The organism is Klebsiella sp. P1CD1 (assembly GCF_003790505.1).
Taxonomy (GTDB): Bacteria; Pseudomonadota; Gammaproteobacteria; order Enterobacterales; family Enterobacteriaceae; genus Klebsiella; species Klebsiella variicola.
In genome coordinates, this window is the sequence record NZ_CP033631.1 from 1,589,451 (window position 1) to 1,604,066 (window position 14,616).

Annotated in this window: 15 protein-coding genes; 13 read left to right on the forward strand and 2 right to left on the reverse strand. The window is 57.2% G+C overall.

Annotated features, from left to right (window positions below; all coding sequences use genetic code 11):
• Position 1 precedes the first annotated feature (1 nt).
• From DTA24_RS08165 to DTA24_RS08175, 3 genes are read left to right on the forward strand one after another with little or no spacing between them, the layout of a single operon-like run.
• Positions 2-1,348, forward strand: coding sequence for a PTS sugar transporter subunit IIC (locus DTA24_RS08165; protein WP_032736068.1), 1,347 nt, complete (start codon positions 2-4; stop codon positions 1,346-1,348).
• Positions 1,335-1,646: a PTS lactose/cellobiose transporter subunit IIA gene (locus DTA24_RS08170; RefSeq protein ID WP_038421566.1), complete on the forward strand. Its 312-nt coding sequence runs from the start codon at positions 1,335-1,337 to the stop codon at positions 1,644-1,646. Before DTA24_RS08165 ends, DTA24_RS08170 begins: the two co-directional genes overlap by 14 nt.
• A 60-nt stretch (positions 1,647-1,706) precedes the next feature.
• The gene (locus DTA24_RS08175; RefSeq protein ID WP_060619769.1) at positions 1,707-3,380 is read left to right on the forward strand and encodes a carbohydrate porin; all 1,674 of its coding nucleotides are present in this window, start codon (positions 1,707-1,709) and stop codon (positions 3,378-3,380) included.
• Between the two features lie 58 nt (positions 3,381-3,438).
• Here the strand turns inward: DTA24_RS08175 and flk are convergent, their stop codons facing one another.
• The gene (flk, locus tag DTA24_RS08180) at positions 3,439-4,419 is read right to left on the reverse strand and encodes a flagella biosynthesis regulator Flk (RefSeq protein WP_012540970.1); all 981 of its coding nucleotides are present in this window, start codon (positions 4,417-4,419) and stop codon (positions 3,439-3,441) included.
• A gap of 110 nt (positions 4,420-4,529) precedes the next feature.
• On the opposite strand from flk, the gene pdxB reads away from it, so the two are divergent.
• The 10 genes from pdxB (at position 4,530) to DTA24_RS08230 (ending at position 14,358) form a co-directional block, all read left to right on the forward strand.
• The gene (gene pdxB / locus DTA24_RS08185) at positions 4,530-5,666 is read left to right on the forward strand and encodes a 4-phosphoerythronate dehydrogenase PdxB (RefSeq protein ID WP_022066026.1); all 1,137 of its coding nucleotides are present in this window, start codon (positions 4,530-4,532) and stop codon (positions 5,664-5,666) included.
• 63 nt (positions 5,667-5,729) lie between these two features.
• Positions 5,730-6,743, forward strand: coding sequence for an aspartate-semialdehyde dehydrogenase (locus DTA24_RS08190; RefSeq protein WP_123836720.1), 1,014 nt, complete (start codon positions 5,730-5,732; stop codon positions 6,741-6,743).
• Positions 6,743-7,555: a tRNA pseudouridine(38-40) synthase TruA gene (gene truA, locus DTA24_RS08195; protein WP_008803925.1), complete on the forward strand. Its 813-nt coding sequence runs from the start codon at positions 6,743-6,745 to the stop codon at positions 7,553-7,555. Before DTA24_RS08190 ends, truA begins: the two co-directional genes overlap by 1 nt.
• Before the next feature lie 26 nt (positions 7,556-7,581).
• Positions 7,582-8,241 (forward strand): DedA family protein, encoded by a 660-nt coding sequence (locus DTA24_RS08200; RefSeq protein ID WP_008803926.1) that lies wholly within the window; start codon positions 7,582-7,584, stop codon positions 8,239-8,241.
• 186 nt (positions 8,242-8,427) lie between these two features.
• Positions 8,428-9,348 carry an acetyl-CoA carboxylase, carboxyltransferase subunit beta gene (accD, locus tag DTA24_RS08205; RefSeq protein ID WP_002913220.1) on the forward strand — a complete coding sequence of 307 codons (921 nt, stop codon included), beginning with the start codon at positions 8,428-8,430 and terminating at the stop codon, positions 9,346-9,348.
• Positions 9,349-9,423: 75 nt separating this feature from the next.
• On the forward strand, positions 9,424-10,692 hold the full coding sequence (folC, locus tag DTA24_RS08210; RefSeq protein WP_072122208.1) for a bifunctional tetrahydrofolate synthase/dihydrofolate synthase: 1,269 nt from the start codon (positions 9,424-9,426) through the stop codon (positions 10,690-10,692).
• Positions 10,682-11,383, forward strand: coding sequence for a cell division protein DedD (dedD, locus tag DTA24_RS08215; protein WP_012967503.1), 702 nt, complete (start codon positions 10,682-10,684; stop codon positions 11,381-11,383). The genes folC and dedD overlap by 11 nt, the downstream gene beginning before the upstream one ends.
• 216 nt (positions 11,384-11,599) lie before the next feature.
• Positions 11,600-12,088: a colicin V production protein gene (gene cvpA / locus DTA24_RS08220; RefSeq protein ID WP_002913214.1), complete on the forward strand. Its 489-nt coding sequence runs from the start codon at positions 11,600-11,602 to the stop codon at positions 12,086-12,088.
• A 33-nt stretch (positions 12,089-12,121) separates the two neighbouring features.
• Positions 12,122-13,639, forward strand: a complete 1,518-nt coding sequence (purF, locus tag DTA24_RS08225; protein WP_002913213.1) for an amidophosphoribosyltransferase — start codon at positions 12,122-12,124, stop codon at positions 13,637-13,639.
• A 134-nt stretch (positions 13,640-13,773) separates the two neighbouring features.
• Positions 13,774-14,358 (forward strand): UbiX family flavin prenyltransferase, encoded by a 585-nt coding sequence (locus tag DTA24_RS08230; protein ID WP_008803929.1) that lies wholly within the window; start codon positions 13,774-13,776, stop codon positions 14,356-14,358.
• Positions 14,359-14,423: 65 nt separating this feature from the next.
• Here DTA24_RS08230 and DTA24_RS28040 read toward each other — a convergent pair whose 3' ends face one another.
• The gene (locus DTA24_RS28040; RefSeq protein ID WP_012540975.1) at positions 14,424-14,585 is read right to left on the reverse strand and encodes a hypothetical protein; all 162 of its coding nucleotides are present in this window, start codon (positions 14,583-14,585) and stop codon (positions 14,424-14,426) included.
• Positions 14,586-14,616 lie beyond the last annotated feature (31 nt).

Consider the following 14,616-nt stretch of genomic DNA (forward strand, 5'->3'; position numbering starts at 1 on the left):
CATGAGTTTCATGGATACCTTTGAGCGCGGCATGGAAAAAATCCTCGTGCCTGTCGCGATTAAGTTAAATTCTCAGATCCACGTTTCAGCGATTCGCGATGCGTTTATTCTTTCGTTTCCCATCGTCATGGCCAGTTCGCTGATTATTCTTATCAACTTTGCTATTTTGTCGCCTGACGGATTTATCGCCAGTATTCTGCATTTAGGGACGATATTCCCCCACCTCGCGGAGGCGCAGCAGATTTTCACCCCGGTAATGAACGGTTCGGTCAATATTATGGCGATATTGATCACCTTTCTGGTGGCGCGCAATATGGCGATCAGCTATCAGCAGGACGATCTCCTGTGCGGCCTGACGGCGATCGGCGCCTTTTTTGTGGTGTACACGCCTTATACCATCATTGATGGCCAGGCCTATCTGGCGACCAAATATCTTGGCCCGCAGGGGTTGTTTGTGGCGATTATCGTCGCGCTGATTTCCAGCGAACTCTTTTGCCGCCTGGCGCGCAACCCAAGGGTGACCATCACGATGCCGGCTGCGGTGCCGCCGGCGGTGGCGCGTTCCTTTAAGGTGTTGTTGCCGATCTTCTTCGTGATGATCTTCTTTTCGATCCTCAACTATCTGTTGACGCGTATTTCGCCTAACGGTCTTAACGATCTGATCTATACCCTTATTCAGGCCCCGCTGAAGGATATGGGGACCAACATCGTGACGGTTCTGGTGCTGGGGCTGGTGGCGAATTTCCTGTGGGTGCTGGGGATCCATGGTCCGAACACCGTGGCCGCCATCCGTGAGACCATCTTCTCGGAAGCCAACCTCGAAAATCTCTCCTATGCCGCCTCGCATGGCAGCACCTGGGGAGCGCCGTACCCCATTACCTGGACCGGCATCAACGATGCGTTTGCTAACTGCGGCGGGTCGGGTATGACGCTGGGCCTGTTGTTGGCCATCTTTATTGCCTCCCGGCGCAAAGACTACCGTGACCTGGCAAAAATGGCCTTCGTGCCGGGCCTGTTTAACATCAATGAACCGGTGATGTTTGGCCTGCCGATTGTGCTTAACCCCATCCTGGTGATCCCGTTTATTCTGGTGCCGTTTGTGAATTCATTGATCGGTTATTTCTTTATTAGCATGGAGTTTATTCCGCCGATTGCTTACGCCGTACCCTGGACCACGCCCGGGCCGCTTATCGCCTTCTTTGGCACCGGCGGCAACTGGCTGGCGCTGTTTGTCGGCATTCTGTGCCTCGCGGTTTCAACACTCATTTACTTACCGTTTGTGATTGCCGCCAACAAGGTCAATACCGCGGCGGCGACCGACCAGGAGGATGGCGATGTTTGCAGATGAAAGTACGGTCATGGAGTTGCTGATTTATGCCGGTCAGGCGCGCTCAGACGCCATGGAGGCGATTGCCGCCTCCCGGCAGCGGGAATGGGGGCGGGCAGCGGATTTGATGGCCAGCTCGGAAGCGGCCTGTCGGGCTGCGCATAAGATCCAAACGGCGTTGATAGGTGAGGACGAAGGCTGCGGAAAAATCACCGTTAACCTTATTCTGGTGCACGCCCAGGATCACTTAATGACCGCGATGCTGTGCCAGGATTTAGCCAAAGAAATTATTGCCCTGCGCCAGGAGCGCTCCGCCTGATTTACCCGCCTTCAGCCGTTCTGGCTGAAGGCCAATTATAACAATATGTAAAGGTACCCTATGTATTCAAGTCAATTGAAGGTGAGCTTATTGTCTTTATCGGTACTGCTGGCTATTTCGACAAGTGATGTGATGGCGGCTAAATTAACCATTGAACAGCGTCTGGAATTACTGGAGTCTGAACTTTCGGCGAATAAAAAAGAGCTACAAAAAACGCAATCACAATTATCGACCTATAAAGGTAAGGTGGCCGAATTACAAAAAAGTATTAAGGAGAATGAAAAACGTCATGTCACGACGGGTTATCCAACAGCAACGTCGCCGGTGGCGGAAAATATAGCCAATGAAAATAATGAACTGAGTAAAAAAGCGGCCCCGGTGCAGGTGAAAGCCACTCAGCAGGTGGCGGTTATTGATACCGAAGGCCAGAAGCCGAAACTGGAAAGCGTCACCCTGAAGGACATCAGTAAATTTGTTAAAGATGATATTGGCTTTAGCTACCAGGGGTACTTCCGTTCCGGCTGGGGAACATCAAATCACGGATCGTCGCAGACCTACGCCCCCGGCTCGCTGGGTCGTTTCGGTAATGAAATGAGTGGCTGGTTCGACTTAACATTGAATCAGCGGGTCTATAACCAGGATGGCAAAACGGCGAATGCCGTTGTGACGTACGACGGTAACGTCGGCGAGCAGTATAACGACGCCTGGTTTGCTGGCCAGGATACCGACAGCATTTTGCAGTTTAGTGATATTTACCTGACCACCAAAGGTTTTCTGCCGTTCGCGCCAGAGGCGGATTTCTGGGTCGGCAAACATAAACTGCCCGAGTATGAAATTCAGATGCTGGACTGGAAGTCACTGACCACCGACGTTGCGGCCGGGGTCGGGATCCAGAACTGGGCGCTGGGGGTTGGCCAGCTGGATGCGTCCATCAGCAGGAACGACGTCGACGTATATTCACGAGATTTCACACAAACCACTCAGATGAACACCAACTCAGTCGACCTGCGCTATCGCAATATTCCCCTGTGGCAGTCGGGGTCTCTGTCGCTAATGGGCAAATATGCGTTCGCGAATAAAAATGACGAGCAGGAGAGAAACGAGGATAACAACAGCTACTTCCGGTTCAAAGATACCTGGATGGCCACCGCCATTATTCGTCAGGAGCTGGAGCGCAAGGGCTTTAACGAATTTACGCTGCAGGTGGCGAACAACTCGTACGCCAGCAGTTTCGCCAACTTCTCCGGCGCCAGTAACTCCATGGCCAGCGGACGCTATTACTATGGCGATCATACCAACGGCGTGGCCTGGCGTCTGATCTCGCAGGGGGAAATGTATCTCGCCGATCGCATTATCATGGCCAATTCGCTGGTGTGGGCCCATGGCAATGATGTGTATAGCTATGAAAGCGGGGCGCACAGCGATTTCGACAGCCTGCGCGCGGTGATCCGCCCAGCCTGGATATGGGACACCTGGAACCAGACCGGGGTCGAGCTGGGGTGGTTTACCCAGAAAAACAACACCCGTCAGGGCGACGATCTGCAGGAGTCAGCGTATAAAACGACGCTGTACCATGCGCTGAAGGTTGGGCCGAGCCTGCTGGGGTCACGTCCTGAAATTCGCTTCTATGGAACGTATATCAATATTCTCGATAACCAGTTGTCGCAGTTTGCGTTCAACGACGACAGCAAAGATGAGTTTATGGTTGGCGTTCAGGCCGAGGTGTGGTGGTAACCGGCAAATCACTTAACGAGCGCCCGCATGAGGCGGGCGCGCTTTCCTAAGGCGTGGGCTACAGCAGCCACCACAGCAGAAGGAGCAGGATCAGCACACCGCCCAGCGCCAGCTGCCACGGCTTAGCGGCCCACGCTCGTTTCGGCGCGGGCTTTTCCTGCGGGATGGCCAGCGTCTCCTGGGCGCGGGCTACCCGCAGCACAAACACCTTATTCAACAGCGCCAGGATCTGCGCTGGGCTCAGCGTCGTCTGCGGGGTGACCTGCCAGCTGCGACGAGCAAAGTCGACAATCTTTTGCCATTCTGCGGCCTCCAGCGGCTGCTTGAGCGCACCCTGCAGCGAGGTGAGCGTGGGCGCGCTTTGCGCACTCAGCGTTTGCCGCGCCTGCAGCCAGTATGAAAGCGGCGTGAAGTGCGTCGCCGGGATAAGCTCTCCGGATTTGACGCCGCAAAGTTCCAGCATGGATTGCCAAATCAGTTTGCTCGGTTCGCCGGTGGCAGCCGCCAGCTTAGTCACCAGCTGATTGAGCGTGTTGTGCTCGGCCGGCAACAGCGGGCGCAGGGTCGGCGGGCGCTGCTGCGGCTGCGGGATCGATAGCTGGCCGCGCTGCAGCAGGTGCAGAATGTTCTCCAGCTGCGGCTGGCTTAGCGCATGCAGCGCCGTTTGCCCATAATGTTGACGAATATAATCGCTGACCGCCTGACGGTTATTGCCCTGACCCAGCAGATCGCTGAGCTGCGCCAGCGTCTGACGATGATGATGATTGTCCTGAGCGGCGGCTAAACGCTGATTGAGACTGGCCTCCGCGGCGCTGAAATGGCAGGCCAGCAGCGGCGTGTCGCCTTTCAGTCCGAGATCATGCTTGACGCAGGCCCACACTTCCGCATTCTGCTGCGAGGTCAGCGCCACCAGGCGCGTGATCAGTCGCTCCAGGACGGTGCGTTGCTGCATGGAAAGCGAAGGTTCGCCGGTGGCGGCAGTGCCTGATGGACCTCGCCCCGGAGGGCGGTCTGGCATATCTGCAAGGGGGTGCGTCATGATTCATCCTTTCGATATCGCGGTGCTGGAACCAGGTGATGAGTATGCCTGGCGGCCAGATTATGGCACACTTCCCCGGTTAACTCTCGTTCTCAGACAGGTACTGAACTGTGAAAATCCTCGTTGATGAAAATATGCCCTATGCCCGTGAGCTTTTTAGCCGTTTAGGCGATGTGCAAGCGGTTCCGGGGCGTCCGGTCCCGGCTGAGGCCCTGACCGATGCGGATGCCTTAATGGTACGCTCGGTCACCCGGGTCAATGAAGCATTGCTCTCCGGTAAGGCCGTTAAGTTCGTCGGCACCGCTACCGCTGGCACCGATCACGTCGATCAGGCGTGGCTGCAGCAGGCAGGGATTGGTTTCTCCGCGGCGCCCGGCTGCAACGCCATTGCGGTGGTGGAGTATGTCTTTTCATCGCTACTGATGCTGGCCGAACGCGACGGTTTCGCGCTGCGCGATCGTACCGTCGGGATCGTCGGCGTCGGCAACGTCGGTGGACGACTGCAAAAACGGCTGGAAGCGCTGGGGATCAAAACGCTGCTCTGCGATCCGCCGCGCGCCGATCGCGGAGACGAAGGCGATTTCCGCTCCCTCGATGCGCTGGTTCAGGAAGCTGATGTCCTCACCTTCCATACCCCACTGTATAAAGAAGGGCCATATAAAACCCTGCATCTGGCGGATGAGTCGCTGATTAGCCGTCTGAAGCCAGGATCGATTTTGATCAACGCCTGCCGCGGACCGGTGGTGGATAACGCTGCGCTGCTGAAACGGCTGGAAGCTGGACAGCCGCTGAGCGTAGTGCTGGACGTCTGGGAGCCGGAGCCTGATCTTAACGTAGAGCTTCTTAAGCGAGTGGATATCGGTACCGCGCATATCGCCGGCTACACCCTCGAAGGGAAAGCGCGCGGGACGACGCAGGTTTTTGAAGCCTACAGCGCCTTTATCGGCCATCCGCAGCAGGTGGCGCTGGATACCCTGTTGCCAGCGCCGGAATTTGGCCGCATCACCCTGCATGGGCCGCTCGATCAGCCGACGCTGAAAAGGCTGGTCCACTTGGTGTATGATGTGCGCCGCGATGATGCGCCGCTGCGGAAGGTGGCCGGCGTCGCCGGTGAATTTGACAAGCTGCGTAAAAACTATCAGGAACGCCGCGAATGGTCTTCGCTGTACGTACAGTGCAGCGATGCGCAGGCGGCGACGCTATTGCGCCAGCTCGGTTTTAACGCTGTGCATCATCCTGTTCGTTAATGTCTTCTTAATGCCCCTGCCGGATACTCCGGCAGGGCCGCTTTATTTCTGGAGTAAACCACCATGTCTGAAGGCTGGAATATTGCCGTACTGGGCGCAACGGGCGCCGTAGGCGAAGCCCTGCTCGAAACTCTTGCTGAACGCCAGTTCCCGGTGGGGGAGATTTTTGCTCTGGCGCGCAATGAAAGCGCGGGCGAACATCTGCGTTTTGGTGGCAAGACAGTGATCGTCAAAGACGCTGCCGAGTTTGACTGGACCCAGGCCCAGTTGGCTTTCTTCGCCGCCGGCGTCGAAGCCAGCGCGGCGTATATTGAAGACGCCACCAACGCCGGGTGTCTGGTTATCGATCTCAGCGGCCTGTTTGCGCTGGAGCCAGACGTACCGCTGGTGGTGCCGGACGTGAATCCGTTCGTGTTAGGCGATTACCGCAACCGCAATCTGATTGCCGTGCCCAATAGCCTGACCAGCCAGCTGCTGACGGCGCTCAAGCCGCTTATCGACCAGGGGGGACTATCGCGGATCAGTGTCACCAACCTGCTCTCCGCCTCGGGGCAGGGGAAAAAAGCGGTGGATGCGCTGGCAGGGCAGAGCGCCAAGCTGCTGAACGGCATCCCCATCGATGAAGACGATTTCTTTGGCCGCCAGCTGGCGTTCAACATGCTGCCGCTGCTGCCGGATCGGGAAGGAAGCGTGCGCGAAGAGCGCCGTATCGTCGATGAAGCGCGCAAAATTCTTCAGGATGACGGGCTGATGATCTCCGCCAACGTGGTCCAGTCGCCGGTCTTCTACGGCCATGCGCAGATGGTGAACTTTGAAGCGATGCGTCCGCTGGCGGCGGAAGAGGCGCGTGACGCCTTTACCCGCGGTGAGGATATCGAACTTTCTGAAGAGGGAGAATTCCCGACCCAGGTTGGCGATGCCTCCGGCAACGCTCGTCTCTCCATCGGCTGCGTGCATAACGATTACGGCATGCCGGAGCAGATTCAGTTCTGGTCCGTCGCGGATAACGTGCGCTTCGGCGGGGCGCTGATGGCGGTGAAAATCGCCGAGAAGCTGATTGAGGAGTACCTGTACTGATGTCTGAGATGGAGCAACAGCCGATCTTTAAAATCGCGCTGGGCATCGAGTACGACGGTAGCAAATATTACGGCTGGCAACGGCAAAACGAAGTGCGCAGTGTGCAGGAGAAGCTGGAAAAGGCGCTCTCGCAGGTGGCGAACGAACCGATTACCGTCTTTTGCGCTGGCCGCACCGACGCCGGTGTCCATGGCACCGGCCAGGTGGTGCATTTCGAAACCCGGGCGCAGCGTAAAGATGCCGCCTGGACGCTGGGGGTAAATGCGAATTTACCTGGTGACATCGCGGTGCGTTGGGTTAAACATGTGCCGGCGGATTTTCACGCCCGGTTCAGCGCCACGGCGCGCCGTTATCGCTACGTCATCTATAATCATCGCCTGCGCCCGGCGGTGCTAAGTCATGGCGTGACGCATTTTCACCAGCCGCTCGACGCCGAGCGCATGCAGCGCGCTGCGCAGTGTCTGCTGGGCGAGAATGACTTTACCTCGTTTCGCGCGGTACAGTGCCAGTCGCGTACCCCGTGGCGGAATGTGATGCATATTAACGTTACCCGCTACGGCGCGTATGTGGTGGTGGATATCAAAGCGAATGCCTTTGTACATCATATGGTCAGGAATATTGTGGGCAGCCTGATGGAAGTCGGGGCCGGAAACCAGCCAGAGAGCTGGATGGCAGAACTGCTGGCAGCAAAAGACAGGACGCTCGCTGCGGCAACGGCAAAAGCGGAAGGGTTGTATCTGGTGTCGGTGGATTACCCGGCCCACTATGATTTACCGGTGCTGCCAATGGGCCCGCTGTTTCTGGCGGACTAATAGAGTCATTAAGGGTAAAGACAAACATGGACTTGATTCACTTTTTAATTGATTTCATCCTGCATATTGATGTGCACCTTGCCGAACTGGTTGCCCAGTACGGCGTCTGGGTTTATGCCATTCTGTTTTTGATTCTGTTCTGCGAAACCGGGCTGGTGGTGACGCCATTCCTGCCGGGCGATTCCTTGCTGTTCGTCGCGGGCGCGCTCTCGGCGCTGCCGACGAACGATCTCAATGTTCACCTGATGGTACTGCTGATGGTCATCGCAGCCATCGTCGGCGATGCGGTCAACTACACCATTGGCCGACTGTTCGGCGAGAAGCTGTTTAGTAATCCGAACTCGAAGATTTTCCGTCGTAGCTATCTGGATAAAACCCATAGCTTCTATGAACGTCACGGCGGAAAAACCATTATCCTGGCGCGCTTTGTGCCGATAGTCCGAACCTTCGCGCCGTTTGTGGCGGGAATGGGGCATATGTCCTATCGTCATTTTGCAGCCTATAACGTGGTCGGGGCGCTGCTGTGGGTGCTGCTGTTCACCTACGCCGGCTATCTGTTTGGCGATCTGCCGGTGGTGCAGGAGAACCTGAAGCTGCTGATCGTGGCGATCATTGTCCTCTCCGTCCTGCCGGGTGTGATTGAGATCATCCGCCATAAGCGGGCGGCGTCAAAGCAGGCGAAGTAGTTCGCCCTGCGCTGCGCGTGACCGAACATGATCGTCGCGCGCAGCGGTTTGACCACTTTTTTATCCCATGTTCCGGGATGATATGATTTAATGTGCAACATTCATGGTCTGTAAGAGGCAAAAATGGCATTATGCGCCCCTTACGACAAAACTGGCATCGACCAGGTTCAGGCAGAAAGGTTATCAATGAGCTGGATTGAACGAATTAAAAGCAACATCACTCCCACCCGCAAGGCGAGCATTCCTGAGGGTGTATGGACCAAGTGCGATAGCTGCGGTCAGGTACTCTACCGCGCCGAGCTGGAGCGCAACCTGGAGGTTTGTCCTAAGTGCGATCACCATATGCGCATGTCGGCGCGTAATCGCCTGCATAGCCTGTTGGATGAAGGTTCTCTGGTAGAACTGGGTAGCGAACTTGAGCCAAAAGATGTGCTGAAGTTCCGCGATTCAAAAAAATACAAAGACCGCCTGGCGTCCGCTCAGAAAGAGACGGGCGAGAAAGACGCGCTGGTGGTAATGAAAGGTACGCTCTACGCGATGCCGGTGGTTGCCGCCGCCTTTGAGTTCTCCTTTATGGGGGGCTCGATGGGTTCCGTCGTCGGCGCACGCTTTGTGCGCGCCGTGGAGCAGGCGCTGGAAGACAACTGCCCGCTGATCTGCTTCTCCGCCTCCGGCGGCGCCCGTATGCAGGAAGCGCTGATGTCGCTGATGCAGATGGCGAAAACCTCCGCCGCACTGGCGAAAATGCAGGAGCGTGGGCTGCCGTACATCTCCGTGCTGACCGACCCGACCATGGGCGGCGTATCGGCGAGCTTTGCGATGCTGGGCGATCTGAACATTGCCGAGCCGAAAGCGCTGATCGGCTTTGCCGGTCCTCGCGTAATTGAGCAGACCGTACGCGAGAAGCTGCCGCCGGGATTCCAGCGCAGCGAGTTTCTGATTGAAAAAGGGGCGATCGATATGATCGTTCGCCGCCCGGAAATGCGTCTCAAGCTGGCCAGCATTCTGGCGAAGCTGATGAACCTGCCGGCGCCGGTTGCCGTTTCGGAAGCGCCTCATGAAGGCGTGGTGGTGCCGCCGGCACCGGATCAGGAACCTGAGGCCTGATAAAGCAGAGGGCAGGGCCTGGCGGCGCTGCCCTTTTTTATTCATACGCGTTAACCGTCAATTCTTACGGGCATCATGGAAAAAGATCCTATTCCTCAGGCCACGTCGCCCCTGGCTACGTGGCTTTCTTATCTGGAACATCTGCACAGTAAAACCATCGACCTGGGGCTGGCACGCGTCAGCGAGGTCGCCGGGCAGATGGATATCGTTAAACCGGCGCCATTTGTTTTTACCGTCGCGGGCACCAATGGCAAAGGCACCACCTGCCGCACGCTGGAAACCGTCCTGATGGCGGCCGGCTATAAAGTGGGGGTCTACAGCTCCCCGCATCTGGTGCGCTACACCGAACGCGTGCGCATTCAGGGAGCGGAACTGCCGGAGGCCGCGCATACGGCCTCGTTTGCTGAAATCGAAGCCGCGCGCGGTGACATCTCGTTGACCTATTTTGAGTACGGCACGCTCTCGGCGCTATGGCTGTTTAAGCAGGCGCAGCTGGATGTGGTGATCCTTGAAGTCGGGCTGGGTGGCCGTCTCGACGCCACCAATATCGTAGATGCCGACGTCGCGGTGGTCACCAGCATCGCCCTCGATCATACCGACTGGCTGGGGCCGGATCGCGAAAGTATCGGCCGGGAAAAAGCGGGTATCTTTCGCGCCGGTAAACCGGCGGTGGTGGGTGAGCCGGATATGCCGCACACCATTGCCGACGTGGCCAGCGAGAAAGGCGCGCTGCTCCAGCGCCGCGGCGTCGACTGGTGCTATGAGGTGGAGGACGATACGTGGTCCTTCCGCGACGCGGCCGGGGCGTTAAGCCGCCTGCCGTTGCCTCAGGTGCCGTTGCCGAATGCGGCGACGGCCGTGGCGGCGCTGCGCGCCAGCGGGCTGGCCGTGGATGACGCCATCCTCCGCGATGGGATCCGCGACGCGATGTTGCCGGGCCGTTTTCAGATAATCAGCGATGCCCCGCGGGTGATCCTCGATGTAGCGCATAACCCGCACGCGGCGGCCTATCTCGCCGGGCGTCTCAAAACGTTAGCGAAAACGGGACGCGTGCTGGCGGTTATTGGTATGCTGCATGATAAGGACATTGCCGGTACGCTGGCCAATCTGGCCCCGGACGTCGACGCCTGGTACTGCGCGCCGCTGGAAGGCCCGCGCGGCGCGACGGCGGAGCAGCTGTTGGAACATTTGCGTGGCGGCACAGTCTATACCAGCGTGGCGCAGGCGTGGCATGCGGCCATGGCTGACGCTAAAGTGGAAGATACCGTGCTGGTGTGTGGTTCGTTTCACACCGTAGCGCAGGTTATGGAAGAGATAGACGCGGGGAGAATCGGTGGCGAGTAAGTTTCAGAACCGTTTAGTCGGGACAATCGTGCTGGTGGCGCTGGGGGTGATTATCCTGCCAGGGCTGCTGGACGGGCAGAAAAAGCATTACCAGGATGAGTTTGCCGCGATCCCGCTGGTGCCGAAACCGGGCGATCGCGATGAACCGGATATGTTGCCAGCGGCGACCCAGGCGTTGCCTTCGCAACCGCCGGAAGGAGCGGCGGAAGAGGTGCGGGCGGGCGATGCCGCCGCGCCATCGTTAGATCCATCGCGTATTCCGGTGAACAGCAACAGCTTCGATGACGTTCAGGAGCCGGTGGTGGCCGCGAAACCGCAGCCCAAGCCGCAGCCGAAACCACAGCCGCAGCCGCAGCCGCAACAGCAGGCCGCGACGCCAACGCCGCCGCCGGCTAAGCCACAGCAGCAACAGCCACCGCAGCAGCAGGCGGCCCTGCCGGCGCCGACCGGGAAAGCCTATGTGGTTCAGCTGGGCGCGTTGAAGAACGCCGATAAGGTGAATGAGATTGTGGGTAAACTGCGGGCCTCGGGGTTCAAAGTCTATACGTCGCCTTCGACGCCGGTACAGGGTAAAATTACCCGCATCCTCGTCGGCCCGGATGCGTCAAAAGACAAGCTGAAAGGCCAGCTGGGCGATCTACAGCAGATCTCCGGGCTTAGCGGGGTCGTGATGGGCTTCACCCCAAACTGATTGTTTTTTCCGCCATGCGGAGAGAACGTGGCGGGGAGAAACGCCCCGCAAACCCTGTCTCAGCCGCCCTCAAGAGGCGAAAGGCAGTCTGGCGTTGAATGTTTTTTCAGCGCCATTTTTATTTCTGTAGGGCATGGAAATCCCTACGCAAACGTTTTCTTTTTCTGTTAGAATGCGCCCCGAACTGGACGACAGGGCGTAAATCGTGGGACGTATATGGTCTGGATTGATTACGCCATTATGGCGGTGCTGGGTCTTTCTTGCCTGGTCAGCCTGATCCGCGGCTTTGTTCGCGAAGCTTTATCGTTAGTGACGTGGGGTTGCGCGTTTTATGTCGCCAGCCATTACTACGCTGACCTGTCTGTCTGGTTTACGGGCTTTGAGGATGAACGGGTTCGAAATGGGATTGCTATTGCGGCGCTGTTTATCGTGACGCTCATCGTTGGCGCTATCGTGAACTATGTGATAGGCCAGCTGGTGGAGAAGACCGGTTTGTCAGGAACCGACAGGGTATTGGGGATCTGCTTCGGCGCGCTACGTGGGGTGCTGATCATCGCCGCTATCTTGTTCTTCCTGGACACCTTTACCGGGATGGCGAAGAGCGATGACTGGCATCAGTCGCAGTTTATTCCCTATTTTACCCCTGTCATCAGATGGTTTTTTGAATACCTGCAAAGCTCGTCAAGTTTCTTGCCTAAAGTATAGACTTTGGGTCGTTGCTGAACGAGGAAAAGACGTATGTGCGGTATTGTCGGTATCGCCGGTGTTATGCCGGTTAACCAGTCGATTTATGATGCGCTAACGGTGCTCCAGCACCGTGGACAGGATGCCGCTGGCATCATCACCATTGATGCCAACAACTGCTTCCGGTTGCGTAAGGCTAACGGGCTGGTAAGCGACGTATTCGAAGCCCGCCACATGCAGCGTATGCAGGGCAATATGGGTATTGGCCACGTGCGTTATCCTACGGCGGGCAGCTCCAGCGCCTCCGAGGCGCAGCCGTTTTACGTTAACTCGCCGTATGGCATCACATTGGCGCATAACGGCAACCTGACCAATGCGCACGAGCTGCGTAAAAAGCTGTTTGAAGAAAAACGCCGCCATATCAATACCACCTCTGATTCCGAAATCCTCCTCAATATTTTCGCCAGTGAGCTGGATAACTTCCGTCACTACCCGCTGGAAGCGGACAACATCTTCGCTGCGATTGCGGCGACCAACCGCCTGATCCGCGGCGCGTACGCGTGCGTCGCGATGATCATCGGTCATGGCATGGTGGCCTTCCGCGACCCTAACGGCATTCGTCCGCTGGTGCTGGGTAAACGTGACGTTGGCGACGGTCGCACTGAGTATATGGTGGCCTCGGAAAGCGTGGCGCTTGATACGCTTGGTTTTGAATTCCTGCGCGATGTCGCGCCGGGCGAAGCGGTCTATATTACTGAGAAAGGCCAGCTGTATACCCGTCAGTGTGCCGATAATCCGGTCAGCAACCCATGCTTGTTCGAGTACGTCTATTTTGCCCGTCCGGACTCGTTTATTGACAAAATTTCCGTCTACAGCGCCCGCGTCAACATGGGGACTAAGCTGGGCGAAAAGATTGCCCGCGAGTGGGAAGATCTGGATATTGACGTCGTTATCCCGATCCCGGAGACCTCCTGCGACATCGCTCTGGAAATCGCCCGCATTCTCGACAAACCTTATCGTCAGGGCTTTGTGAAGAACCGCTACGTCGGCCGGACGTTTATCATGCCCGGTCAGCAGCTGCGTCGTAAATCTGTTCGTCGTAAGCTCAACGCCAACCGTGCGGAATTCCGCGATAAGAACGTGCTGCTGGTCGATGATTCCATTGTACGCGGCACCACCTCGGAGCAGATCATTGAGATGGCGCGCGAAGCGGGGGCGAAAAAAGTGTATCTGGCCTCCGCTGCGCCGGAAATTCGTTTCCCGAACGTGTATGGTATCGATATGCCGACCGCCAACGAACTGATCGCCCATGGCCGCGAAGTGGATGAGATCCGCCAGATCATCGGCGCCGATGGCCTGATTTTCCAGGATCTCAACGATCTGATCGACGCAGTGCGCGCGGAGAACCCGGATATTCAACAGTTTGAATGTTCTGTCTTCAACGGCGTATATGTGACCCGGGATGTCGACCAGCAGTACCTCGACTATCTTGACTCCCTGCGTAACGATGATGCCAAAGCGGTCCAGCTGCAGAACGAAGTCGAAAACCTCGAGATGCACAACGAGGGTTAACCCGTTCGCGCGTCGCGGCCCGCCGCTCCTGAGGGACGGCGGGCTTTTTTTCGCCCCTCAACTGCGCATCAATAGTTGCGCCACAGGCTATAATCCGGCAAAGTCTGCGGCACACGCGCAAGGGGTAACAGAACGTGAAACGACTGATTATTGGCATTTCTGGCGCCAGCGGCGCTATCTATGGCGTGCGGATGCTGCAGGTGTTGCGGGATGTGCCGGAGATTGAGACCCATCTGATCCTCAGCCAGGCGGCACGGCAAACGCTGGCCCTCGAGACCGACTTCAGCGTGCGCGACGTGCAGGCGCTGGCCGATGTGGTGCATGACGCCCGCGATATCGCCGCCAGTATCTCTTCCGGTTCGTTCAAAACCGCCGGGATGGTGATTTTACCCTGCTCAATGAAAACGCTCTCTGGCATTGTCCATAGCTATACGGATGGCCTATTGACGCGGGCGGCCGATGTTGTGCTGAAGGAGCGTCGTCCGCTGGTGCTCTGCGTGCGGGAGACCCCGTTCCATCTCGGCCATCTGCGACTACTGGTTCAGGCCGCGGAGCTCGGGGCGGTGATAATGCCGCCGGTGCCGGCCTTTTATCATCGGCCGCAAAGCCTGGATGATGTCATCAACCAAACCGTCAACCGGGTGCTCGATCAGTTCGATATTAGCCTGTCTCAAGACTTGTTTACTCGCTGGCAGGGGGCACAGGATTGCACTAAATAAGTGCAGTCAATGTACGCTTGCGCCGCAGTGGTGCAAATTTGTCGTCCCGATCAAATCCTCGACATTTATTTCGTCTTTTTGCGCTGAGGCACTGCGGTTTCGCCAGTAATGCTGGTATCTTCCCTTCCAAGACAATCCTGCAACTTTATTTTAACAAATTTAACCCTGTTCCCGGCACGCACCGGGAAGATGGCACAAAAACTGCAGGATTGATCGGCAATCACCATAACAAGCAACGCACCACATCACGACACGACA